Genomic DNA, 22,553 nt, shown 5'->3' with positions numbered 1-22,553 from the left:
GCGGCGATTACCTCACGCCGGTCGGGGTGCGCCGCGTACCGGTAGCACCGGAAAAGCGGGTGTCGGAGGCCCGGGCGGGCAGGTTGACAGCGCGATCACCGCCCTGTCAGACTTCCCTGACATGGGGGTGTCATAGTTTTCTGACCCCCCGGCGTGAAGGATGAGGTCCCACATGAGCGGTACCCCGCCCACCGGTGACGAGCTGGTGACGGTGCTGGCCGCGCTGGCCAGTCCGCACCGGCTGCGGATTCTCGGCGCCCTGGCGTCGGGCCGGACCTACGTCAGCGAGTTGGCGCGGCGGCTGGGGATGAACCGGCCCCTGCTCTACATGCACCTGCAGAAGTTGGAAGCGGCCGGTCTGGTGACCGGCGAACTGGTCACAGCGCGCGATGGCAGCTCGGTGAGGTACGTCGAGGCCGTGCCGTTCGCCCTGGCGTTGGACCTGGACGCGATCGTGCTGGCCGCGCGCACCCTGACCGGCCCGGTGCCGGCGACAGAACGGGAGAAGTAAGTGATGGAACGCCAGTTGGCCGCGGACATGGCCCAGATCTCCACCATCGCGTTCGCGGTGATCCTCGTGGCAGTGATCCTCGTGGGGGGCTTCGTCGGTATCGGCATCTACCGCGCCCGCTACGCCGCGGCCCGCGAAGAGGGCTACCGGACGCTGGCCGCTCGCAGCGCCGACAGCGCGCGGGCCACCGCGGAGGAGCTGAAGGGCGTGCGGGCCGAGCTCGGCGAGGTGCGGCAACGCCTGGCCGCGCTGGAGAAACTGCTCAGCCAGATCGGCTGAGTGTCCGCAGTAGACGGGGAGACATCGTGAAGCCCGCACCCCGATGGAGATGGGCGCGACGGTTGGCCGTGGCGGCCACGTGCATCGCGACGGCAGCGGCCAATACAGCCGCGGCTGTTCCGCCGGTTGCTGTTCCGGTCGCGGCCGGGCCGGTCGCGACCGTACCGGCCGATGCGGCGGTGGCCTCCGCCGAAGAACTCGCCGCCAGCGAGGCCTACATGCGCCGGTACATGAAGCGGGTGAAGGCACCGGGGATGGCGTACGCGGTCGTGCGGGGCGACCGGGTCCTGCGGCAGGGCGCCTGGGGCGTCGACGGCGACGGCCGCCCGATGACCGCGCAGACGCCGTTCCTGCTCGGATCCACCAGCAAGTCGTTCACCGCGCTCGCGGTGACGCAACTGGCCCGGGCCGGCCGGGTCGACCTCGACGCCCCGGCGCGCACCTACCTGCCGTGGCTGCGGCTGGGCGACGGGGACACCGCCCGCACGGTGACGGTGCGGCAGCTACTGACGCACACCAGCGGACTGCCGGCCGTGTCGAACTCCACGCTGACCGACCGCTACGACAACAGTTCCGGCGGGCTCGCCCGGTCGGTGCGCGACCTGGCCTCCGTGCGTCCCGTCGCCGCGGTCGGGCAGGGGTACCGGTACAGCGACGCCAACTACATGATCCTGGGGGCGCTGGTCGAGAACGTCACCGGTGAGACCTTCGGCGGGTACCTGCGCCGCCACGTCCTGGACCCGCTCGCGATGACGCGTTCCGCGGCGACCGCCGAGGAGGCCCGCGCCGTGGACGTGCCGCCCGGGCACCGGTACTACCTGGGCCGCCCGCAGCGGCACGACACACCGTTCGACACCGCCGGGGTGCCGTACGGGTTCCTCGCCGCCAGCCTCGACGACCTGACCCACTACGCGAGCGCCCAGATCGGCGGCGGCCGTTACGGGGACGCGCCGGTCCTCGACGCCGACGGAGTGCGACAGATGCACACCGGAACCGCGGACACCGGTCACGGCGGCAGCTACGGCCTGGGGTGGAAGAACAACACGCTCGACGGCACGGGCATCGGCATCGTCTGGCACTCCGGCGCCACGCCGAACTTCTTCAGCCACGTCGTGCTCGTGCCGCGGTCGAACCTGGCGGTGGTCGTGCTGACGAACGTCTACGCGCTGCCGATGGACGCGCCGTTCAACGCCGGAGCGTTCGACCTCGCCCGGATCCTGCACGGCCACGCCCCCGCGGTGGCCGCCGCCGAGGACCCGATCTTCATGTGGGTCCTGGTCGGGCTGCTCACCATCGCGGCCGTGCTGCTCGCCCTGCTGGTGACGACGCTGGTCCGACTCGTCCGCGCCCGCCGACGGGACACGGTCCGCTCACGCCGCCGGACCATCGTCACCACCGCCGCGTGGATCGGCGGATGTGCCCTCGCCGCGGCCGTTGCCGCCTGGCTGGTGCCCACCCTGTGGGGGGCCGGCCTCGCCAAGGTGCACATGTGGGCCCCCGACATCGGCCACGCCATCGTCGCCGTGGTGGCCCTGGCCGGTGTCCTCGCGCTGACCCGGATCGGCATCGGCGCGCACGCCCTCGGCGGGCCTCAGAGATCGAGGATCAGGGCGCGGTGATCGAAGATCTCCGGCTCCGTCGGGATCTCGAAGTGCTTGACCGCGGCCCGGTCGGACACGAGCAGTTAGCTTGCGAGCCGCTCTGCCTGGTGGCGGCGGGCCGGGGTGTCGCCCTTGCCGGCGGGGTCGCGCCGCCCGTGCACCTGGACCACCCACACCGCGACATGGCGTTCCGCCGCGCCCTGGTCACCTTGAAAGGCGGTGACCGCGCCTACGTGCACTGGGAGACCCCGACCGCCCGCCTGCTGCCCCGGCTGCTGGCCGGGCCGCAGCGCCGCCGAGTTGCAGGCCAAGTCCCGCCACCACGCTCGGCATCTACGTCCGGCTCGGTGAGGAGACCTCCGCCCGCATCACCGCCGAGAACGACGAGCACCACCATCGGCACAGGCGCTGACCGCGTCCCACGTACCGGGATCACGGAAAACGGCCGAAGCGGCTCACCGGAAACCCTCAGCTTGAGGAAATGACCCCAGGTGAGGGCCTAGATCAACTGCTTACCGTTGTCTTTAATCTGGAAACTACGGGCGGTCCACGGACCGGTCCCGGCTGGCCCGCGCGTCGTCCAGCCCGCTCCGGGCGGGGGCGGGGCGGTCGGGTCGCCGTGTGCCGCCGGGGCCGGGCGGGGTGAGTGAGTCCGGCCACCACCTCCGCCCGGCGGCGTTGGCGCGGCGCGGGCCCGTACTACCGTCCTGCGGGCGGTCGCCGCCCCGGCCGGGGACGCCGCGCCCACCCTGCCCACGAAGGACGGCCACATGCGCGCCACCGTGATCCACGGACCGAACGACATCCGCGTCGAGGAGGTCCCGGACGCCGCCGTCCGCCGGCCCACCGACGCGGTGGTGCGGGTGGTCACCGCCTGCATCTGCGGCAGCGACCTGTGGGCGTACCGCGGGGTGGCCGCCCGCCGGCCGGGGCAGCGGATCGGACACGAGTTCCTCGGCGTGGTTGAGGCGGTCGGCGCCGACGTCACCTCGGTGCGGACCGGGGACCTCGTCGTCGCGCCGTTCGTGTGGTCCGACGGGGTCTGCGACTTCTGCCGCGAGGGCCTGCACACCTCCTGCCCGCAGGGTGGGTTCTGGGGCTCCGAGGGCTCCGACGGCGGCCAGGGCGAGGCCGTCCGCGTCCCGTACGCCGACGGCACCCTGGTGCGGCTGCCGGCCGAGGCCGCGGACGACGAGCGGCTGCTCACCGCGCTGCTCGCCCTCTCCGACGTGATGGCCACCGGCCACCACGCCGCCCTCGCCGCCCGGGTCCGTCCCGGCGTCACCGTCGCCGTCGTCGGGGACGGCGCCGTCGGGCTCTGCGGCGTGCTGGCGGCCCGCCGCCTCGGCGCCGAGCGGATCATCGCGCTGGGCCGGCACGCCACCCGCACCGACATTGCCCGCTCCTTCGGCGCCACCGACGTGGTCGCCGAGCGGGGCGACGCCGCGATCGCCGCGGTGCAGGAGCTCACCCGTGGTCAGGGCGCGCACGCCGTGCTGGAGGCGGTCGGCACCGGGGAGTCGATGCGGACCGCCATCTCGATCGCCCGCGACGGCGGGGCGGTCGGCTACGTGGGGGTGCCGCACGGCGGCAGCGCCGGCGTCGAGATCGGGCAGATGTTCGGCCGCAACGTCGCCTTGGCCGGCGGCGTCGCCCCGGCCCGCGCGTACCTTCCGGAGCTGCTCGCCGACGTGCTCGACGGCACCCTCGACCCCTCGCCGGTGTTCGACCGGACGGTCACCCTCGACGGGGTGCCCGACGGTTACCGGGCGATGGACGAGCGCACTGCGCTCAAGGTCCGCATCACCTTCTGATCACGGAATGCCGCCCCTGCCGGCCGGCGTCCGGCGGACCGGTACGGTGCTCGCCGTGACCGCAGACGATCACCGTCCGGCCGGCCCCGTCGCCGTGCTCGCCAACCCGTCCGCCGGCCGCGGGCGGCACCGTGACCTGCTGCCCCGGCTGCTCGACGGGCTGGCCGCCGCCGGCCGCGCGGTCGAGCTGCTGTCGGCGCGTACCCCCGACGAGGCCGAGGCGGCGTGCCGCGCCGCGGTGGCCGGCGGCGCCGCCGCGCTGGTCGCGGTCGGCGGTGACGGCACGGTGCACCAGGCGTTGCAGGCGGTCGCCGGTACGGCGGTGCCGTTCGGCCCGGTCCCGGCGGGCACCGGCAACGACTTCGCGGTCGACACGGGCTTCCCCGCCGACCCGCTCGCCGCCGTCGAGGTGATCGCCGCCGCGCTGCGCGAGCGCCGCAGCCGTCCGGTGGACCTGGCCCGGATGACCGGCCCGGACGGCGGCGACCGCTGGTACGGGGCGGTGCTCGCGGCCGGGTTCGACGCGATCGTCAACGAACGGGCCAACCGGATGCGCTGGCCCCGCGGTCCCCGCCGGTACGACCTGGCGATCCTGGTCGAGCTGGCCCGGCTGCGCCCGCGCCGCTACACGCTGCGTCTCGACGGCGAGGAGCACCACCTCGACGCGGTCCTCGTCGCGGTCGGCAACTGCGCCAGCTACGGCGGCGGGATGCGGATCTGCCCGGCCGCCGACCCGACCGACGGCCTGCTGGACGTGGTGGTCGGCGGGCGGTTCGACCGGCACACCCTGATGCGGGTCAAGCCGCGCATCTACGCCGGCACCCACGTGACGCACCCTTTAGTGCGCAGCTACCGGGCGCGCGAGGTGGAGCTCTCCGCCGAGGGCATCACCACGTACGCGGACGGGGAACGCTCCCTCGCCCTGCCGGTGCGGATCACCGCCGTGCCGGGGGCGGTGCGGCTGCTGCGCTGAGCCGCCCGCCGGCGCCCTCGACCACCGGTCCGCCGTCCGGTGCCTGACCGGCGGTGGGGCCGGCGGCCCGGACCGCGCCGACGCTGGCGGCGATCACCAGCCCGATCGCGAGCACCTCCGTGGCGTGCAGCTCCTGCCCGAGCACCAGCCACCCGGCGAGCGCGGCGAGCGCCGGGCCGAGGCTCATCAGGACGGCGAACGTCGAGGTGGCCAGCCGGCGCAGCGCCAGCAGTTCGAGGGTGTACGGCAGCACGGAGGCGAGCAGCGCCAGCCCGGCGCCGAGCGCCAGCACACCCGGCTGCCACAGCCGCGCCCCGGCGTCGAGCAGCCCGACGGGCAGGGTGACCAGCGCCGCCACCGCCATGGCCAGGGCCAGGCCGTCGGCGCGGGGAAAGCGGCCGCCGACCCGCGCCGAGCAGACGATGTACGCCGCCCACAGCGCGCCGGCGCCCAGCGCGAGAGCCGCGCCGACCGGGTTCAGCCGGTCGAAGCCACCCTGGCCGAGCAGCGCCACCCCGGCCAGCGCCAGGGCGGCCCAGCACCAGGCGGTCCACCGGCGTGCGCTCAGCACCGACAGCGTCAGTGGTCCGAGTACCTCCAGGGTCACCGCCGGCCCCAGCGGGATCCGCTCGATGGCCTGGTAGAACACCGAGTTCATGCCGGCGAGGGCGAGCCCGAACGCGACCACGGCAAGCCAGTCGGCCCGGTCGTGCCCGCGCAGCCGGGGCCGGCAGACCAGCAGCATCAGCAGCGCGCCGAGGGCCAGCCGCAGGGTCACCGTGCCGGCCACCCCGGCCCGGGGGAAGAGCAGTGCGGCGACCGCCGAGCCGAAGTTCACCGACAGCGCCCCGCCGAGCACCAGTGCGACCGCCCCCGCCCGGCCGGCGCCCCAGCGGCGCAGGGTGCGGGCGGGTGCCGTGGGGCCTGCCGCGCCGGCGGGCGTCGACGGGCCTGCGGTGCGGGCGTCCATGCCGGCGACGCTAGTGTGCCGGCCCGGCGGCCCTGCGGCCGGTGGTCGCCGGGGTCGACACCGCCACACCGCCGAAGCACGTCGCGGGGTGGCGTCTGCGGACCGATGACCCCGACCAGCCCTCGCCGATGGCGGCCGCGGCCCTCGGCAGCCGTTGCCGTCACCGGCCCGCACGTAGCGCCGTGCCCGCAGCCGCCACCGGCGCGGCCCACAGGCATCGCCGGACGGCGCCCGCAGGCATCGCCGGACGGCGCCGCAGGGCGGCCCAGTCGTCACCGGGCTCGACTCGTCCCAGCGGCGACGGTGCCGGTTGTGCGTCCTTTAGAGCTGATGACGTAAACGAATCACCGCCCCGGGCCCGGGTGAGTCGTTTACGTCATCAGCTCTAAAGGGTCAGCCGACCGGGTCTCGGGTTGCGCGGAAGCGAGCGCAGCACGGGGACGAGCGCACTCGGGCAGGTTCGGCGCGTCGGCGGCGACGACGGCCGCCTGGTCGTGATCGGTCAGGGTGGCCAGGACGGCGTGTTGACGGTGGCCGGCTGACCTCGTGGATCACGGTGTCGGGCCAGACCATCGCTTCGGCGAGCGGCCGGTCCGCCGCGGTCACGGCGACCGCGGTCTCGACCTCGGCCAGGGTGGCGAGCAGGTCCACCACGTCCTCGGCCAGCGCGGCGCGCCAGGCCGAGAGGTCGATGCCCGGCGGCGACCAGGCCACCGGGGCGAGCGGTGCCACCAGCACTCGTCGGGTCAGGCGGTCGGGGGGCGCGCGGCGCCGACGAGGCGGTCGAGCCACTCGGCGAGCAGCGTCCGCTCGGCGGCGCTGAAGCCAGCGGCCACCTCGGGCAGCGCGGCCCGCAGCGCCACGGCGTGCCGGACCGGCCGGTCGGGTGGGCGGATCGCCCGGGCGGCGGGGCTGTCGGCGCAGACCGCCGCGACGAGCGCCTCCCGGGTGGCGGGAGAGAGGTCGGGGTCGCCGCCCTGGATGAGGGTGAGGGTGACTCCGCAGCTCGCGGCGTGCACCATCTCGGCAGCCCGGTCCACGCCGACCCGGAGCCGGCCCGCCTCGGCGACCCGGACGACGAGCTGGCGGAAGATGTCGGCCGCCACCCGGGCGGCGGTGGACCGTACGCCGGGTCGGGGGTCTCCGTACATCAGGGTGTGGAAGGCGGGGTTGGCCACGCCGAAGCCGACGTGCATGTCCCAGCCCCGGCGCAGGTCGTCCACGGGGTCCTCGGCGGGCTCCTGGGCCGCCTGGGCGTGCAGGTACGCCGCGAAGCCGTAGCTGGCCGCCGCGTCCAGCAGGCCGCGCATGTCGCCGAACTGACGGTAGATGGTCGGCGCCTGCACCCCGGCCGCGCGGCTGACCGCCCGGGTGGTCACCGCGTCCCGGCCGCCCTCGGCGAGCAGCGCGGCGGCGACCCGCACGATCCGGTCCCGGGCCGACGTCTCAGTCATGACAGCGACGATAACCTCCGGCTGTTAGCGGCCATCGCTAACGCGAGAATCATGATCGTGTTAGCGGCGATAGTCGGTCGGTTCCGGGCCCGCTACCGGGCGGTGGGGCTGTCGGTCAGCTCGGCAGCGCCAGGTCGAGCACCGCGCCGAGGCCGTTGCGGCGCCCCGGCTCGGCGCACGGCAGCACCAGCACCGCGCAGCCGGCGTCGACCGCGCCCGCGTCGGCCGGGGTGTCGCCCACCATCAGCGCCCGCTCCGGGTCCACCCCGAGCATGCCGCAGGCCCGCAGGAAGATCCCCGGATCCGGCTTGCACCGCCCCACCTCGTACGACAGCGCGTACGCGTCGACCAGCTCGTCGAGGCCCCAGGCGGCGAAGAGCGGCCGGATGTCGAAGCCGATGTTGCTCACCACCGCGACCTTCACTCCGGCCGCCCGCAGCGCGGTCAGCGTGGCGGCGGTGTCCGGGTAGGGCACCCAGCCCTCCGGCACCAGCAGCCGCTCGTAGAGCGCCTCGGCGAAACCCTCGATGCCGGCGTCGACCGTCTCGGCCAGCCCGGTGTACGCCCCCCGGTGCGCGTGCTGGTAGAGGTCCCGGTCGGCCCAGAGCTCCGCCAGCCGGGCCGGCACCCGGGCCGGCGGCGGCCCGCCCGCCCGCCCGGCCGTCATCAGCCGGTCGGCCAGCGCGGTGGCCCGCATCCGCTCCAGGCTCACCCCGCACGCCGACGCGGCGGCGAGCACCCAGTCGCGGGGCTCCTCCACCTGGGCCAGGGTGCCGTGGAAGTCGAAGAGGACCGCCTCCACGGGGCGGCGGGACGCGCCCGAACGGACGGCGTCGTCGGCGCCGTTCGAGGCGAGGGGCGGTTCGGCATGGTCCGGCACGTCGTGCACCCTACCGACCGCCTCGGACGGTCCCGCCGGACGGCCTTGTCCAGTGCGCGTCGGGGGGAAGCACTAATCTTGGACACATGTCGAGCCCCGCCGAGCGGTACGCCGCGGCGCGCCGCCGGGCCGCGCAGGCCTCCGAGTTCCCGGCCCTGGAAGAGTTCGCCCTCGACCTGGGATTCGATCTCGACGACTTCCAGCGGGAGGCGTGCCAGTCCCTGGAACGGGGCAGCGGTGTGCTGGTCTGCGCTCCCACCGGCGCCGGCAAGACCGTGGTCGGCGAGTTTGCCGTACACCTCGCGTTGCGCGGCACCCCCGGCAGGCCGGCGGGGGCCGACGGCGCCGACGGCCCCGCCCCCCGGCGCAAGTGCTTCTACACCACCCCGATCAAGGCGCTGTCCAACCAGAAGTACCACGACCTGGTCGACCGCTACGGCGCCGAGCGGGTCGGCCTGCTCACCGGCGACAACGCGATCAACGGCGACGCGCCGGTGGTGGTGATGACCACCGAGGTGCTGCGCAACATGCTCTACGCCGGCTCCAGCACCCTCGAGGGCCTGGCGTACGTGGTGATGGACGAGGTGCACTACCTCGCCGACCGGTTCCGCGGCGGGGTCTGGGAAGAGGTGATCATCCATTTGCCCTCCTCGGTCACCCTGGTCTCCCTCTCGGCCACCGTCTCCAACGCTGAGGAGTTCGCCGACTGGCTGGTCACCGTGCGCGGCGAGACCGCGGTGGTGGTCAGCGAGCACCGGCCGGTGCCGCTGTGGCAGCACATGCTGGTCGGCAAGCGGATGTTCGACCTGTTCCACGACGCCGACGCCGCCCGCAAGCACGACGTGCACCCGGAGCTGCTGCGCTACACCCGCGACACGGTGCGCCGGCTGGAGCTGGGCGAGGGCCGCAGCGCCGGACCGGGCGCCGGTCGGCGGGGCCCCCGCTGGCGCGGGCCGATGCGCCCCGACATCGTCGACCGGCTCGACCGGGAGGGGCTGCTCCCGGCGATCCTGTTCATCTTCAGCCGGGCCGGCTGCGCCGCCGCGGTGCAGCAGTGCCTCGCCGCCGGGCTGCGGCTCACCTCCGCCGAGGAGCGCGCCGAGATCCGCCAGGTGGTGGAGAGCCGGGTGACCGCGATCCCCGGTGAGGACCTGACGGTGCTCGGCTACTGGGAGTGGCTCGACGGCTTGGAGCGCGGCCTGGCCGCCCACCACGCCGGCATGCTCCCGGTCTTCAAGGAGGTCGTCGAGGAGCTCTTCGTCCGGGGGCTGGTCAAGGCGGTCTTCGCCACCGAGACCCTCGCCCTGGGCATCAACATGCCGGCCCGCTGCGTGGTCCTCGAACGGCTGGTCAAGTACAACGGCGAGGCCCACGTCGACCTCACCCCGGGGGAGTACACCCAGCTCACCGGCCGGGCCGGTCGACGCGGCATCGACGTCGAGGGGCACGCCGTGGTGGTCTGGTCCCCGGAGACCGACCCGCGGCACGTCGCCGGCCTCGCCTCCACCCGCACCTATCCGCTGCGCTCCAGCTTCCGGCCCTCGTACAACATGGCGGTCAACCTGGTCGGCACCGTCGGGGCGGAACCGGCCCGGGCGCTGCTGGAGTCGTCGTTCGCCCAGTTCCAGGCCGACCGCTCGGTGGTCGGCCTGGCCCGGCAGGTGCAGCGCAACACCGAGACCATCGAGGAGTACGGCGCGGAGGCCGCCTGCCACCACGGCGACTTCGAGGAGTACTTCGCGCTGCGGGTGGCGATCGCCGACCGGGAACGCGCCATCGCCCGGCAGGGACAGAGCCAGCGCAAGGCCGCCGCGGTGGAGTCACTGGAGCGGCTGCGGATCGGCGACGTGATCCGGGTGCCCTCCGGCCGCCGCGCCGGTCTCGCGGTCGTCCTCGACCCGGCCACCGGCGGCTTCGGTGAACCGCGCCCCCTGGTGCTCACCCAGGACCGCTGGGCCGGCCGGGTCACCCCCGGAGACTTCACCACCCCGGCCGAGGTGCTCGCCCGGATCCGGGTGCCGAAGCACTTCAACCACCGCTCCCCGGCGGCCCGGCGTGACCTGGCCGCCGAGGTCAGCGGCACGGGGCTGGACCGGCACGGCGGTCGCCGGGGCGGCCGGTCCCGGCAGACCCCGGGCGACGACCACCAGCTCAGCCAGCTCCGCAACGAGCTGCGCCGGCATCCCTGCCACGCCTGCCCGGAGCGGGAGGAGCACGCCCGCTGGGCCGAGCGGCGCCGCCGGCTGGAGAAGGACACCGAGGAGCTGCGGCAGCGGGTCGCCGGCCGGACGGGCTCCCTGGCCCGTACCTTCGACCGGATCGTCGCGCTGCTCACCGCCCGCGGCTATCTCGCCGCCGACGGCGCGGTCACCGACGCCGGCCGGATGCTGGGTCGGATCTGGACGGAGGCGGACCTGCTGGTCGCCGAGTGCCTGCGCCGCGGCGTCTGGGACGGTCTCTCCCCGGCCGAGCTGGCCTCCGCCGTCTCCGTGGTGGTCTTCGAGGCCCGCCGCGACGTCGATGAGCGTGCCTCACTGCCGCGCGGCGCGGTCGCCGACGCGGTCGACGAGACGCTCAAGCTGTGGAGCGAGATCGAGGCCGACGAGGCCGGCCGTGGTCTCACCGTCACCCGCGAACCGGATCTCGGCTTCGCCTGGCCGATCTACCGCTGGGCGCGCGGTGAGGCCCTCGCCAAGGTGCTCGCCAGCGGCCACGAAATCGACGGGGAGATGCCCGCCGGTGACTTCGTCCGCTGGGCCCGGCAGGTGGTCGACCTGCTCGGCCAGCTCGCCGACTCCGGCGGCGCGTCGGTGGAGCTGCGGGCCACCGCACGCCAGGCGATCGCCGCCGTCAACCGGGGCGTGCTCGCCTACCACGCCACGGCATAGTCACCAGCGGGTCACGCGGGCCGGCCGCGGCGGTCACCACGACCGCCGCAGCCGGCCGTAGGGCATCAGGAACGGTCGGCCAGCGCGTCCACCAGCCGCCGGCACGAGCCGGCCAGGTTCCACCGCTGCGCCAGCTCCAGCAACCGGTCCGGGTCCACGGGCGCCGTCGGTAGCGCGGTGGCCAGCTCCGGCAGCGGGACGTCCCGCGCCACCTCCACCACCTTCGGCGCGACGGCCAGGTAGTCCCGCGCCCCGACCAGCCGGGCCCGCAGCCCCGGCGCGAAACCCGATCCGGGGTCGTCGAGCGCGTCGAGGATGCCCGGCAGGCCGCCGTAGCGCTCGATCAGCCGGGCGGCGGTCTTCTCGCCCACGCCGGGCACCCCGGGCAGTCCGTCACTGGGGTCGCCGCGCAGCGCCGCGAAGTCGGCGTACCGGTCGGCCGGCACGCCGTACCGGGCGCGGACCGCCGCGTCGTCGCAGTCGTCCAACTTGGCCACCCCGCGACCGACGTAGAGCAGCCGCACCCCGCGGACGTCGTCGACCAGCTGGAACAGGTCGCGGTCGCCGGAGACCACCTCGGCCGGCGCGGGCTGCGTCACCGACAGGGTGCCCAGCACGTCGTCGGCCTCGTAGCCGGTGGCGCCGACCGCGGTGATGCCGATCGCGGAGAGCACCTCCAGGATCACCGGCACCTGCGGAGAGAGGGTGTCCGGCACCACCTCACCCCCCTCGGGCGCCACCCGGTGCGCCTTGTACGACGGCAGCAGCTCCACCCGCCAGGCCGGCCGCCAGTCGTGGTCCAACGCGCAGACCATCCGGTCGGGCCGGCGGGTGCGGACCAGCTGGGCGAGCATGTCGAGGAAGCCGCGCACGGCGTTGACCGGCTGGCCGTCCTCGGTCCTCGCGGCCGACTCGGGGATGCCGAAGTACGCCCGGAAGTAGAGGCTGGGCGAGTCGATCAGCAGGATCGGGGGTCGCTGTGTCACGCCGGACAGCCTGACACAGCCCCCCGACGACGTGGGGGAGGGCGGGCCCTCGCCGAGGGTGGAGGGGCCGCGGTGCCGCCCGTTCAGCGCCGGTCGTCGTGCCGGTAGAGGCTCTCCCGGCGGGCCAGGTGCTGCACGGCGTAGCTCGCCACCAGCAGCGCGATCGCCAGCACCACCTCGATGCCGGCGAGAGCGCCGTCGGCCACGGTGAGGCCGAGGGCGAGCAGCACCAGCCCGACCAGGGCGAGGATGCCGGCCCAGAGCAGCCTTCGTCGGCGTACCCCGGCCCGGTCGTCCGCCACCGCTCCCACCTTCCGCCCGATCCGCTCCCGGTCCAGGCTATCGGCGGTGACCGGCCGGCGGACCGATAACGGGTGGGTGGGGCCGACGTCGACCGGCAGACTGCGAGGCATGGCGTTCCTGCCCGGTCTGATCCTCTGCCGCCGCTTCCACGACGAGGTCGTCGCCCCGCTGCTGGCCCGCCACCTGCCCGGCCTGCGGTACGCCGCCGGTCTGCTCGACGGCGGTTCGGAGCTGCTCGGCCTGGACACCCCGCGCTCCACCGACCACGACTGGGGCCCGCGGGTGCAGCTCTTCGTCGCCGACCCGGCCGAGGTCGCGCCGGTCCGCGCCGCGCTCGACGCCGACCTGCCGCCGGAGTTCCTCGGCTGGCCGACCCGGTACCGCGGCGGCGCCGACACCCGGCTCGGCGTGGCCGATCCCGGGGGTGACCGGCACGGAGTGAGCGTGGACGAGCTGGGCGGGTGGCTGCGCGGCCGGCTCGGCTTCGACCCGGGGGCGCCGGTGGCGGCCGCCGACTGGTTGGCCACACCCACCCAGCGGTTCGCCGAGCTGACCGGTGGCGCGGTCTTTTACGACGGCCTGGACGGGGCGCTGACCACCGCCCGGGCCCGGCTGGACTGGTATCCGGACGACGTGTGGCGGCACGTGCTGGCCGCCGCGTGGAGCCGGGTCGGGCAGGCCGAGCACCTGGCCGGACGGTGCGCCGAGGTCGGCGACGAGCTGGGCAGCCGGGTGGTGGCCGCCGGACTGGCCCGGGACCTGATGCGACTCGGGCTGCTGCTGCACCGCCGCTGGCCCCCGTACGACAAGTGGCTCGGCACCGCCTTCGCCCGGCTGCCGGCGGCGGCGCCGGTGATCGGCGCGCTCGGCGACGCCGTCGGTTCCGGCGACTGGGCCGACCGGCAGGCCGGCCTGGTCCGGGCCCTGGAGAGCCTCGCCGGCTGGACCAACGACACCGGGCTGGCCGCGCCGGTCGACCCGACGGCGCGCCCGTTCCACTCCCGTCCGTTCCTGGTGCTCGACGCCGCCCGGTTCGCCGCCGCGCTGTCCGTCGCGATTACCGACCCGGCGCTGCGGAGGCGCCCGCCGGTCGGCGCGGTCGACCAGTACCTGCACAGCACCGAGGTGCTCGGCCACCCCGACCGGGTCCGCCGGGTCGCGGCGGCGGTGCTGCCGGACTGATCGCCGGCGGTTTCCGGTCGTTCCGTCGCTGCCACCGGGTGGGCCCGCATCGCCTCGGGTGTGACGCCCGCCGCCCAGAGCCCGGCGATCGGTGGTGCAATGAACGACGCCCTGCCCCAGCTCGGACCGGTCCGGCAGGTCCGCACCGACGTCCTAGACGTCGGCTACGTCGACCTGGGCCCCGCCGACGGTGATCAGGTGCGAGGTGGCGCGACCCTGACGACCGGCCGGGCTACGCCGGCCCGGCGGGGAGGTTGCGGTCGCGCTGCCGCACCCCCGGCCCGCCGTACGGGTAGTCGGCGACCGGCGGGGCGCTCGCCTCGTCCAGCAGCCGGGTCTGCTCCGCGTCCAGGCTGAGGTCGGCGGCGGTGAGGTTGTCGTCGAGCTGGTCGGTGGTCCGGGCGCCGAGGATCACCGAGGTGACCGCGGGCCGGTCGGCCAGCCAGGCCAGCGCCACCGCCGACATGGAGACGGCGCGCTGGGCGGCCACCTGCCGCACGGCGTCGATCACCCGCCAGGTGCGCTCCTGGGCGTTGCGCCCCGCGTACGCCTCGACGCCCCGCTCCGGGTCCTCACCGAGCCGGGTGGCGCCGGTGGGTGCGCTGTCCCGCTGGTACTTGCCGGTGAGCCAACCACCGCCCAGCGGGGACCAGGGCAGGATGCCGATGCCCTCGTTCTCGCAGACCGGCACCAGCTCGAACTCGACCTCGCGGACGAGGAGGTTGTACTGCGGTTGCAGGGTCACCACCGGGGTGAGGCCGAGGTGCTGGGTCAACAGCGCGGCCTTTTGCAACTGCCAGCCGGTGAAGTTGCTGACCCCGGCGTAGCGGATCTTGCCGGCGCGTACCGCGTCGTCGAAGAAGCGCAGCGTCTCCGGCAGCGGCGTCAGCGGATCCCAGGCGTGCGCCTGGTAGAGGTCGACGGCCTCCACGCCGAGCCGCCGCAGGCTGGCGTCCAGGGCCCGGGTGAGGTGCACCCGGGACAGGCCGGCGTCGTTGGGCCCGGGTCCCATCGGGAACCGCCCCTTGGTGGCGATCACCACCCGGTCCCGCAGGTCCGGGCGCGTGCGCAGCCACCGTCCGACGATCTCCTCGGAGACCCCGGCGGAGTAGACGTCGGCGGTGTCGACGAAGTTGCCGCCGGCTTCGACGAAGCGGTCCAGCTGGGCGAAGCTGCCGGCCTCGTCGGTCTCCGCGCCGAAGGTCATCGTGCCCAGGCAGAGGTTCGACACCACCGTTCCGGTGGCCCCGAGGGTGCGATAGCGCATGGCGTCCTTCCGGTGGTCGGCTGCGACTCCGCCGATCCTCGCACCGGGCCGCGCCGTCCGCACGGGCGCCCACCGGCGGCCCCGCACTGCGGATCGGCGCGGCATCGGGCAGAGTGGCACCCGCGATCGGGATGATCCGACGCGAGGCGCGAGGAAGGGACAGTGGCCGTGGCCGATCCGTCCGGGGTGATGTTTCCGCGCACCGGTGCGGGGCGCAGCACGAGCGCCTTCGGTCGCGCCGTCGTCGCCGACGCCCTGCGCGCCGTCGACCCGGTCGGCGCCCGCTCGGTGGAGCACGAGACCGACTGGCGGCACGGCTACCTTAGACACTTCCGCCGGCTCGTCGAGGCGGGACTGCTCTCCCGCGACGCCGCGCTCACCATCGCCCGGGACGGGCTCGCCTCGCTGCACGCCCGGATGAGGGTGGTCGGCGCCGACGGCGGCGAGACCGGACTGGACGAGGTCTTCGCCACCGCGAGCGACCACGAGGCGCTGGAGACGGCGACGGTCACCGGCGCCGGCCCGGTCGAGCGGGAGCTGTCCCTGCCGTACCGGGGCCAGCGGCTGCGCGGCGACGACCTGCGGCGGCGACTGGACGCCTGGGTCGCCGCCGGCGTGGTCGAGCCGTCCTGCGCCGAGGCGGTCGGCGCGGTCCTCGCCAACCCGGACTGGCTCGACCTGCGCGACCAGCGGGTGGTGGTGCTCGGGGCGGGCGCGGAGATGGGTCCGCTGCCGTCGCTGCTGCGCTGGGGCTCCGACGTCGTCGCGGTCGACCTGCCGCGTCCGGAGCTGTGGCGGCGGCTGCTGCGGACCACCCGCCGCCACGGCGGGCGGCTCCGGCTGCCGGTCCGGCCCGGCACCACCGCCGACGACCCGGCGCTGGAGTCCCGCGCGGGCGCCGATCTGCTGCACCGGCTCCCGCAGGTCGCCGAGTGGCTCGGCGGCACCGACGGCCGGCTGGTGCTCGGCAACTACGTGTACGCCGACGGGGCGACCAACGTGCGGGTCGCCATGGCGGTCGACGCGCTCACCGTCCACCTCCGGCAGCGTCGTGACGACGTCGCGCTGGCGTTCCTCGCCACCCCCACCGACGTCTTCGCCGTACCGGCCGACGCGGTGGCCCACGCCGAGCGGGGCTACGCGGCCCGTGGCTGGGCCCGCCGGTCCCTGCGCGTGGTCTCCGGCGGCCGGCTGCTGCACCGTAACTATCCGCCGGGCGCCGACCCCGGCGTCAACGACAGCCTGGTGCCGCAGCAGGGGCCGAACTACGCCCTGGCGAAGCGGTTGCAGCGGTGGCGGGCGACGGTGGCCCGGGCCGAAGGGGCGACGGTGTCGTTCACGGTGGCGCCGCCCACCCGGACCCGTTCGGTGCTGCGCAACCGGGCGCTCGCCGCCGCGTACGCCGGGGCCCACCGGTTCGGCATCGAGGTGTTCGAGCCGGCCACCAGCAACACGCTGATGGCCGCGCTCCTGGTGCACGACCTGCGCACCGGTGGCGGGCCGGCGCTGGCGCACCCGTGGCAGGACGAGGCGTACGCCGCGGCGCACGGCGGGCTGTGGCGGGTGCCGTACGCGCCGCGCAGCGCCCTGGGGCTCGCGGTGCTGCTCGGCCTCGGCGGCGCCCGCGCCTGAGCGGTCCGGCGCGCACCGCGGTGGGTGCCACCCCGAACGAACGTTAAGCTGACCGGGTGGGAACCGACGAGCTGTATCCGGCCGACCGGATGGTCGCCGCGCAGCGCGCCACCGCCGCCGCCGGCCTGGACGCGCTGCTGCTCACCCCCGGTTCCGACCTGCGCTACCTGACCGGCTACGACGCCCACGCGGGGGAGCGGCTGACCTGCCTCGTGCTGCCCGCCCAGGGCGAGCCGACGCTGATCGTCCCCACCCTGGAACGCCCGGCGGCGGAGGCCTCCCCGGCCCCGGCCACCGGTGTACGGATCGTCGACCACGCCGACGGCACCGACCCGTACCCGCTGGTCACCGCCGCTCTCGGCGGGCCGGTCGGTGCGGTCGGCCTGGCCGACCGGATGTGGGCCGAGCAGGTCCTCGCGCTGCGCGCCGCGCTCCCGGCCGCCGCCCAGCGGCTCGCCTCGGACGTGCTGCGCGAGCTGCGGATCCGCAAGTCCCCGGCGGAGGTGGCCGCGCTGGCCGAAGCCGGCGCGGCGATCGACGCGGTGCACGCCCGGATGGGCCAGTGGCTGCGTCCGGGCCGGACCGAGGCCGAGGTGGCCGCGGACATCGCCGCGGCGATCCGCGCCGCCGGCCACGTGAGCGTCGACTTCGTCATCGTCGCCGCCGGCCCGAACGGCGCCAGCCCGCACCACGGCACCTCCGACCGGCCGATCGGCGCGGGCGAGCCGGTCGTGGTCGACATCGGCGGCACCATGCCCTCCGGCTACCGCTCCGACTGCACCCGCACCTACGTGGCGGGCGGGCGGCCGCCGGCCGAGTTCACCGACTACTACGCGGTGCTGGACGCGGCGCAGCGCGCCGCCGTGGCCGCGGTCGCGCCCGGCGTCACCGCCGAGGCCGTCGACGCCGCCGCCCGGGAGCCGATCACCGCCGCCGGGTACGGCGAGGCGTTCCTGCACCGCACCGGCCACGGCATCGGCCTGGACGGGCACGAGGAGCCGTACGTCGTGACGGGCAACCCCCGTCCGCTGGAACCGGGCATGGCGTTCTCCGTCGAACCCGGCATCTACCTCGCGGGCCGACACGGCGCCCGCATCGAGGACATCGTCGTCTGCACGACGGACGGCGTGACCCGGCTCAACACCATCCCCACGGAGCTCATCGCGCTATGACCATCGACCGGATCCTCCCCACCGACGAGGCCCACGACCTGCTGGACCTCGCCACCGAACTCGCCGACCGCGAGCTCGCCCCGAAGGCCGCCGGCTTCGAGGAACGCGCCGAGTTCCCCCGGGAGGTGCTGCGCACCCTCGGCCGGGCCGGCCTGCTCGGCCTGCCGTACGCCGAGGAGCACGGCGGCGCCGCCCAGCCGTACGAGGTCTACCTCCAGGTGCTGGAGATCCTGGCCAGCCGCTGGCTCGCGGTCGCCGAGGCGGTCAGCGTGCACACCCTGTCCTGCTACCCGGTGGCCCAGTTCGGCACCGACGAGCAGCGCAAGCTGCTGCCCGACATGATCGGCGGGGAGCTGCTCGGGGCGTACTGCCTCTCCGAGCCGCAGGGGGGCTCGGACGCCGCGTCGCTGACCACCCGCGCGGTCCGCGACGGCGACTCCTACCTGGTCTCCGGGACCAAGGCGTGGATCACCCACGCCCGGGTCGCGGACTTCTACAACATCTTCTGCCGCACCGGCGGCCCCGGCCCGAAGGGCATCTCCTGCCTGCTCGCCGACCGCGGCACCCCGGGGATCGTCCCGCAGGCCGCCGAGCGGACGATGGGCCTGCACTCCTCCCCGGTGGCGCAGATCGCCTTCGACGACGCCCGGGTGCCCGCGGAGCGGCTGATCGGCGGGGAGGGGGCCGGCTTCACCATCGCGATGTCCGCCCTGGACTCCGGCCGGCTCGGCATCGCCGCCTGCGCCGTCGGGCTGGCCCAGGCGGCGCTGGACTACGCCGTCGGCTACGCCAAGGAGCGGCAGCAGTTCGGCCGGGCGATCATCGACTTCCAGGGGCTCGGCTTCACCCTGGCCGACCTGGCCACCCAGATCTCCGCCGCCCGGGCGCTGACCCTGGCCGCCGCCCGGCTGCGCGACGCCGGCCGGCCGTACTCCATCGAGGCGGCGAAGGCGAAGCTCTTCGCCACCGACGTGGCGATGCGGGTGACCACCGACGCGGTGCAGGTCCTCGGCGGCGCCGGCTACGTCGCCGACCACCCGGTCGAGCGGTACATGCGGGAGGCGAAGGTGCTCCAGATCGTGGAGGGCACCAACCAGATCCAGCGTCTGGTCATCTCCCGGGCGCTGGCGAAGGGCTAACCTGTGCCGGTGGCCTTCCCCCGGATCACCATCGACCCTGAGGTGATGGGCGGTGCGCCCTGCGTGCGGCAGTCCCGGATCCCGGTGGCGACCCTGCTGGCGATGATGGCCGAGGGAATGTCCGTCACGGACATCCTCACCGACCTGCCCTTCTTCGACGAGGAGGACATGGCGGAGGTGTTGAACTTCGCCGCGGACGCGGTGCGCGACCGGTCGGCCCGCTGAGCGTGACGCTCGGCGGGCCCGTACTCGCACGGCGGCGCCGCAACCGGTAGGTTGCCTGCCGTGGAGGAGATCGACCGCGCCATCGTCGCCGCGCTGACCGTTGACGGTCGGCTGTCGTACACCGACCTGGCCGAGAAGGTCGGGCTGTCGGTCTCCGCGGTGCACCAGCGGGTCCGCCGGCTGGAGCACCGCGGCGTGATCAGCGGCTACACCGCGAAGGTGTCCTTCGAGGCGCTGGACCTGCCGCTGACCGCCTTCGTGGCGATCCGGCCGTTCGACCCGTCGCAACCGGACGACGCCCCGGAGCGGCTGGCCCACCTGCCCGAGATCGACTCCTGCTACTCGGTGGCGGGGGAGGACTTCTACCTGCTGCTGGTGCGGGTGGCCGGCCCGGCCGACCTGGAGCGGGTGCTCCAGGAGATCCGGACCGCCGCGAACGTCACCACCCGCACGACGGTGGTGCTGTCCACGCCGTACGAGGGCCGGCCGCCGAAGACCGCCGGCGGTGGGTCGCGGGTGCGGTCGCGGGAGGCGAACGGCTCCTGACCCGCGGCGGCGCGGGTCGGCGGCGCGCGGTCAGCCGCCGTTCCAGCGGCGGATGACCGGCCGTCCGTGCTCGTAGCCGAGGACGCTCACCGTGGCGGTGTCCAGCCGCAACTTCCCGCCGCCGGAGACGGGCAGCCCGATCCAGCGGGCGCCGACCACCCGGAGGCAGTGCCCGTGGCCGGCCAGTGCGACGCTGCCGTGTTCCAGCAGGGGAGTGACCCGGGCGAGCAGCCGGTCGATGCGCTCGCCCACCTGTTCGGGGGACTCGCCGCCGGGGCAACCGTCGGTCCAGAGGTTCCACTCCGGCCGGTCGACCTGGATGTCCGCGGTGGTCCGGCCCTCGTACTCGCCGTAGTTCCACTCGGCCAGGTCGTCGTCGGTGGCGTCGACGGTGAGACCGGCGAGCTGCGCGGTGCGCAGGGCCCGGAGCCGGGGACTGGAGAGCACCCGCACGAACCGGTGGCCGACGAGCACCCCGGCGAGGGCCCGGGACTGTCGCTCGCCGTCGGGGGTGAGCTCCAGGTCGGTGTACGAGGTGTGTTGGCGGCTGAGGCTCCAGGCGGTTTCGCCGTGCCGGACCAGGACGATCTCGCTCATGCCCCCAGTCAACCAGTCCCGGCCGGTGCAGGCAGGCGGTAGCGCAGCCACCTATTGTCCTAGGACGCGCCAGGCGGTGTGACGGAGGGCCGCAGGACGGTGAGGCGGGGGAGGCTCGACAACGCCCGGTGCCTCGTGGTGGCCGACAGCCGCGCTGTCGCTCAACCTGTTCGGTCCGGCCGCTCGGCCGACCCGCTATCGCGCCGCGTGCGGTCCCCGCGCCCCCAAGATCGTGCTCGATCCGGGAAGTAGTGGCTTCCTGGCCAGCTGGAGACCCCTATTTCCTGGATCGAGCACGATCTTGGCGGGTGGCGCAGCACCGGATGCCGTCCCTGACCGCGTGCGCGGCCGGAGCCCTGCCGGGCGTCGTCGACGCTGGTCCTGGCAGCGGCGTCCACGCGCGCCATCAAGATCCGGGCCTGCCAACCGCCCAACTCGGCGACGTCACCTAGCATCCTAGGATGCACTAGAGGGTGCAAGGCCGCACACAAGGACAAGTTGATCGCCAGGCACGGTGGGCCCGGCCGCCGACCAGGAGCGGAGACAGCAGGCCGGGGTGGCCGAGGACCTCGACTAGCGTGTGGGCATGCTGGTCGTCCGGTCGCTGCTGCTGTTCGCGCTCGCCGCGCTCGCCGAGATCGGGGGAGCCTGGCTGGTTTGGCAGGGCTGGCGGGAGCACCGCGGCTTGTGGTGGATCGCCGCCGGCGTGATCGCGCTCGGCTGCTACGGCTTCGTGGCCACCTTCCAGCCGGATGCGCACTTCGGCCGGATCCTGGCGGCGTACGGGGGCGTGTTCGTGGCGGGGTCGCTGGCCTGGGGGATCGTGGTGGACGGGTTCCGGCCGGACCGGTGGGACCTGGCCGGGGCGGCGATCTGCCTGGTCGGTGTCGCGGTGATCATGTACGCGCCGCGGGCCTGACCTCCGCCGGGTCGTGGTGGTGGCGGTCGGCCACCAGCATCACGGTGAGCAGGGCGGTCACCAGGGCAAGGTGCAGCACGGCGTTCACCGTGGCGCCGATCGGGGTGCTGAGCAGGATCAGGGCGGCGACGGCGAGGCGACCGGTCAGTCGGCCGGTGCCGAAGGTGCGGCGCGCGTCGGCCATGCCGGTGAGGAAGAGCGCCGGTCCGCCGGCGAGGGCGAGCGCGGCCGGCCAGCCGGCGGGTTCGTCGGGGTGGGCCACGACGGAGTGCAGCCCGGTGGCGGAGAGGATGACGCCGAGCAGCAGCACGAAGTGCCCGAAGACGTAGGTGTGGGCGGTGAGCCGGGTGCGGGTGGCCGGTGGGGCGTCGGCGAGGGCGTGCTCGGTTCGCGGGGCGTCGGTGAAGTAGGTCCACCAGAGGGCGGCGGGCAGGGCCAGGGCCAGCACGACGGCGCCGGCGGTGTCGGGGCCGACGTGGTCGAGGGGCACGCCCATGCCGATGGCGATGACGGTTTCGCCCAGGGCCACGATGAGCAGCAGGCCGTGCCGTTCGACGAAGTAGGCGGCGCTGACCTGGAAGCTCGCGGCCATGCCGATCCAGGAGTGGCGGGGTGTCAGGTAGGGCAGGACGCTCTGGACGAGCACGGCCGCGGTCCAGAGGGCGGGTACGGCGGGGCCGGTGAGCAGGCCGGCGGCGAGGACCAGCACGGCGGCGCTGAGGTTGTAGGGGGCGAGGCGGCGGACGCTGGCGCGAACGCTGCTGCGGGCGAACAGGGTGAGGTGGACGAGGACGACGATCAGGTAGCCGCTTCCGAAGATCAGGCCGCCGCCGTGGAGGGCGTCGGGCAGGGCGACGGCGGTGAGCAGGAAGCCGGCCATGCCGGCGAAGATCAGGAGTTTGCGGCCGGTCCCGCGGGGCGGCACGTGGTTGGTGAGCCAGACGTAGCCGGTGTAGAGGTACCAGAGCAGCCCGAAGATCAGGACGACGCGGCCCAGGCCGGTCCAGTTCAGGTCGGCCTCGAGGAGTTGGGCGAGCTGGATGGTGGTGAGGACGAAGACGACGTCGAAGAAGAGTTCGACGGGGGTGACCCGGTCGGCTGCCTCGGGGCGGTCGGCTGGTGGGGGCCGCATGTTCCGACGCTAGCGTCGGTGGGTGGGGCTGGGGTGGAAAGTCGGCACCCCCGCCGGCCGGTGGGCCGTACGGGGGTGCCGTA

At 74.7% G+C, this 22,553-nt stretch carries 21 protein-coding genes and 1 pseudogene; 13 read left to right on the top strand and 9 right to left on the bottom strand.

The features are described from left to right. The first annotated feature begins 172 nt into the window (after positions 1-172). The 5 genes from AC5L3Z_RS28685 (at position 173) to AC5L3Z_RS28665 (ending at position 5,178) form a co-directional block, all read left to right on the top strand. A complete protein-coding gene (locus AC5L3Z_RS28685) occupies positions 173-511 on the top strand; it encodes an ArsR/SmtB family transcription factor (RefSeq protein ID WP_494846385.1) in 339 nt (112 codons plus the stop codon). Positions 512-514: 3 nt separating this feature from the next. Further along, entirely contained in the window at positions 515-790 is a 276-nt protein-coding gene (locus AC5L3Z_RS28680) for a hypothetical protein (protein ID WP_494846384.1), read from the top strand. Positions 791-969: 179 nt separating this feature from the next. Then, positions 970-2,409 (top strand): serine hydrolase domain-containing protein, encoded by a 1,440-nt coding sequence (locus tag AC5L3Z_RS28675; protein ID WP_494846382.1) that lies wholly within the window; start codon positions 970-972, stop codon positions 2,407-2,409. A gap of 752 nt (positions 2,410-3,161) precedes the next feature. Then, positions 3,162-4,205 carry a zinc-dependent alcohol dehydrogenase family protein gene (locus AC5L3Z_RS28670; RefSeq protein WP_494846381.1) on the top strand — a complete coding sequence of 348 codons (1,044 nt, stop codon included), beginning with the start codon at positions 3,162-3,164 and terminating at the stop codon, positions 4,203-4,205. 46 nt (positions 4,206-4,251) lie between these two features. Beyond that, positions 4,252-5,178, top strand: a complete 927-nt coding sequence (locus AC5L3Z_RS28665) for a diacylglycerol kinase family protein (RefSeq protein ID WP_494846411.1) — start codon at positions 4,252-4,254, stop codon at positions 5,176-5,178. On the opposite strand, the gene AC5L3Z_RS28660 is transcribed toward AC5L3Z_RS28665, so the two are convergent. The 4 genes and pseudogenes from AC5L3Z_RS28660 to AC5L3Z_RS28645 all read right to left on the bottom strand — a co-directional run bounded on the left by AC5L3Z_RS28660 (position 5,141) and on the right by AC5L3Z_RS28645 (position 8,482). Next, positions 5,141-6,148 (bottom strand): EamA family transporter, encoded by a 1,008-nt coding sequence (locus tag AC5L3Z_RS28660; RefSeq protein WP_494846379.1) that lies wholly within the window; start codon positions 6,146-6,148, stop codon positions 5,141-5,143. The two genes, AC5L3Z_RS28665 and AC5L3Z_RS28660, sit on opposite strands and share 38 nt — an antisense overlap. A 452-nt stretch (positions 6,149-6,600) precedes the next feature. Further along, a pseudogene (locus AC5L3Z_RS28655) lies at positions 6,601-6,898 on the bottom strand (hypothetical protein); the annotation flags it as partial. After that, entirely contained in the window at positions 6,895-7,602 is a 708-nt protein-coding gene (locus tag AC5L3Z_RS28650) for a TetR/AcrR family transcriptional regulator (RefSeq protein WP_494846378.1), read from the bottom strand. The gene AC5L3Z_RS28650 and the pseudogene AC5L3Z_RS28655, both read right to left, overlap by 4 nt. A gap of 115 nt (positions 7,603-7,717) precedes the next feature. Then, a complete protein-coding gene (locus AC5L3Z_RS28645; protein WP_494846377.1) occupies positions 7,718-8,482 on the bottom strand; it encodes an HAD family hydrolase in 765 nt (254 codons plus the stop codon). 86 nt (positions 8,483-8,568) lie between these two features. Here AC5L3Z_RS28645 and AC5L3Z_RS28640 point away from each other — a divergent pair, with 86 nt between their 5' ends. Then, positions 8,569-11,370 (top strand): DEAD/DEAH box helicase, encoded by a 2,802-nt coding sequence (locus AC5L3Z_RS28640; RefSeq protein WP_494846375.1) that lies wholly within the window; start codon positions 8,569-8,571, stop codon positions 11,368-11,370. A 65-nt stretch (positions 11,371-11,435) separates the two neighbouring features. On the opposite strand, the gene AC5L3Z_RS28635 is transcribed toward AC5L3Z_RS28640, so the two are convergent. Both AC5L3Z_RS28635 and AC5L3Z_RS28630 read right to left on the bottom strand, forming a co-directional pair. After that, on the bottom strand, positions 11,436-12,356 hold the full coding sequence (locus AC5L3Z_RS28635) for a 5'-3' exonuclease (RefSeq protein ID WP_334530495.1): 921 nt from the start codon (positions 12,354-12,356) through the stop codon (positions 11,436-11,438). An 83-nt stretch (positions 12,357-12,439) separates the two neighbouring features. Beyond that, entirely contained in the window at positions 12,440-12,769 is a 330-nt protein-coding gene (locus tag AC5L3Z_RS28630; RefSeq protein WP_494846374.1) for a hypothetical protein, read from the bottom strand. Here AC5L3Z_RS28630 and AC5L3Z_RS28625 point away from each other — a divergent pair. Then, the gene (locus tag AC5L3Z_RS28625; protein ID WP_494846373.1) at positions 12,768-13,841 is read left to right on the top strand and encodes a DUF4037 domain-containing protein; all 1,074 of its coding nucleotides are present in this window, start codon (positions 12,768-12,770) and stop codon (positions 13,839-13,841) included. The two genes, AC5L3Z_RS28630 and AC5L3Z_RS28625, sit on opposite strands and share 2 nt — an antisense overlap. Before the next feature lie 232 nt (positions 13,842-14,073). Here AC5L3Z_RS28625 and AC5L3Z_RS28620 read toward each other — a convergent pair whose 3' ends face one another. Further along, on the bottom strand, positions 14,074-15,108 hold the full coding sequence (locus AC5L3Z_RS28620) for an aldo/keto reductase (protein WP_494846371.1): 1,035 nt from the start codon (positions 15,106-15,108) through the stop codon (positions 14,074-14,076). 168 nt (positions 15,109-15,276) lie between these two features. On the opposite strand from AC5L3Z_RS28620, the gene AC5L3Z_RS28615 reads away from it, so the two are divergent. The 5 genes from AC5L3Z_RS28615 to AC5L3Z_RS28595 all read left to right on the top strand — a co-directional run bounded on the left by AC5L3Z_RS28615 (position 15,277) and on the right by AC5L3Z_RS28595 (position 19,822). Further along, the gene (locus AC5L3Z_RS28615; RefSeq protein ID WP_494846370.1) at positions 15,277-16,740 is read left to right on the top strand and encodes a hypothetical protein; all 1,464 of its coding nucleotides are present in this window, start codon (positions 15,277-15,279) and stop codon (positions 16,738-16,740) included. 89 nt (positions 16,741-16,829) lie between these two features. Next, positions 16,830-17,912, top strand: a complete 1,083-nt coding sequence (locus tag AC5L3Z_RS28610) for a M24 family metallopeptidase (RefSeq protein WP_494846410.1) — start codon at positions 16,830-16,832, stop codon at positions 17,910-17,912. Continuing rightward, a complete protein-coding gene (locus AC5L3Z_RS28605; RefSeq protein WP_494846369.1) occupies positions 17,909-19,051 on the top strand; it encodes an acyl-CoA dehydrogenase family protein in 1,143 nt (380 codons plus the stop codon). The genes AC5L3Z_RS28610 and AC5L3Z_RS28605 overlap by 4 nt, the downstream gene beginning before the upstream one ends. Before the next feature lie 9 nt (positions 19,052-19,060). After that, positions 19,061-19,276, top strand: coding sequence for a DUF433 domain-containing protein (locus AC5L3Z_RS28600; RefSeq protein WP_494846367.1), 216 nt, complete (start codon positions 19,061-19,063; stop codon positions 19,274-19,276). A gap of 60 nt (positions 19,277-19,336) precedes the next feature. Then, positions 19,337-19,822 (top strand): Lrp/AsnC family transcriptional regulator, encoded by a 486-nt coding sequence (locus tag AC5L3Z_RS28595; protein ID WP_494846366.1) that lies wholly within the window; start codon positions 19,337-19,339, stop codon positions 19,820-19,822. Between the two features lie 30 nt (positions 19,823-19,852). On the opposite strand, the gene AC5L3Z_RS28590 is transcribed toward AC5L3Z_RS28595, so the two are convergent. Next, a complete protein-coding gene (locus tag AC5L3Z_RS28590) occupies positions 19,853-20,419 on the bottom strand; it encodes a histidine phosphatase family protein (RefSeq protein WP_494846365.1) in 567 nt (188 codons plus the stop codon). 586 nt (positions 20,420-21,005) lie between these two features. Here AC5L3Z_RS28590 and AC5L3Z_RS28585 point away from each other — a divergent pair. After that, on the top strand, positions 21,006-21,338 hold the full coding sequence (locus tag AC5L3Z_RS28585) for a YnfA family protein (protein WP_334530468.1): 333 nt from the start codon (positions 21,006-21,008) through the stop codon (positions 21,336-21,338). On the opposite strand, the gene AC5L3Z_RS28580 is transcribed toward AC5L3Z_RS28585, so the two are convergent. Continuing rightward, positions 21,316-22,470, bottom strand: coding sequence for a low temperature requirement protein A (locus tag AC5L3Z_RS28580; protein ID WP_494846363.1), 1,155 nt, complete (start codon positions 22,468-22,470; stop codon positions 21,316-21,318). The two genes, AC5L3Z_RS28585 and AC5L3Z_RS28580, sit on opposite strands and share 23 nt — an antisense overlap. Between the last annotated feature and the right edge of the window lie 83 nt (positions 22,471-22,553).

It is taken from the genome of Micromonospora sp. LZ37 (genome assembly GCF_059359015.1).
The sequence above is the reverse complement of the archived record's forward strand: the minus strand, read 5'-3'. Positions and strand labels throughout refer to the sequence as shown.

Excerpts from the sequence above, each read along its gene's own strand:
- AC5L3Z_RS28650 (WP_494846378.1), bottom strand. The coding sequence starts at position 7,602 with ATGACTGAGACGTCGGCCCGGGACCGGATCGTGCGGGTCGCCGCCGCG.
- AC5L3Z_RS28670 (WP_494846381.1), top strand. The coding sequence starts at position 3,162 with ATGCGCGCCACCGTGATCCACGGACCGAACGACATCCGCGTCGAGGAG.
- AC5L3Z_RS28620 (WP_494846371.1), bottom strand. The coding sequence starts at position 15,108 with ATGCGCTATCGCACCCTCGGGGCCACCGGAACGGTGGTGTCGAACCTC.
- AC5L3Z_RS28685 (WP_494846385.1), top strand. The coding sequence starts at position 173 with ATGAGCGGTACCCCGCCCACCGGTGACGAGCTGGTGACGGTGCTGGCC.
- AC5L3Z_RS28605 (WP_494846369.1), top strand. The coding sequence starts at position 17,909 with ATGACCATCGACCGGATCCTCCCCACCGACGAGGCCCACGACCTGCTG.
- AC5L3Z_RS28660 (WP_494846379.1), bottom strand. The coding sequence starts at position 6,148 with ATGGACGCCCGCACCGCAGGCCCGTCGACGCCCGCCGGCGCGGCAGGC.
- AC5L3Z_RS28630 (WP_494846374.1), bottom strand. The coding sequence starts at position 12,769 with ATGCCTCGCAGTCTGCCGGTCGACGTCGGCCCCACCCACCCGTTATCG.
- AC5L3Z_RS28590 (WP_494846365.1), bottom strand. The coding sequence starts at position 20,419 with ATGAGCGAGATCGTCCTGGTCCGGCACGGCGAAACCGCCTGGAGCCTC.
- AC5L3Z_RS28640 (WP_494846375.1), top strand. The coding sequence starts at position 8,569 with ATGTCGAGCCCCGCCGAGCGGTACGCCGCGGCGCGCCGCCGGGCCGCG.
- AC5L3Z_RS28625 (WP_494846373.1), top strand. The coding sequence starts at position 12,768 with ATGGCGTTCCTGCCCGGTCTGATCCTCTGCCGCCGCTTCCACGACGAG.
- AC5L3Z_RS28585 (WP_334530468.1), top strand. The coding sequence starts at position 21,006 with ATGCTGGTCGTCCGGTCGCTGCTGCTGTTCGCGCTCGCCGCGCTCGCC.
- AC5L3Z_RS28680 (WP_494846384.1), top strand. The coding sequence starts at position 515 with ATGGAACGCCAGTTGGCCGCGGACATGGCCCAGATCTCCACCATCGCG.
- AC5L3Z_RS28610 (WP_494846410.1), top strand. The coding sequence starts at position 16,830 with ATGGTCGCCGCGCAGCGCGCCACCGCCGCCGCCGGCCTGGACGCGCTG.
- AC5L3Z_RS28580 (WP_494846363.1), bottom strand. The coding sequence starts at position 22,470 with ATGCGGCCCCCACCAGCCGACCGCCCCGAGGCAGCCGACCGGGTCACC.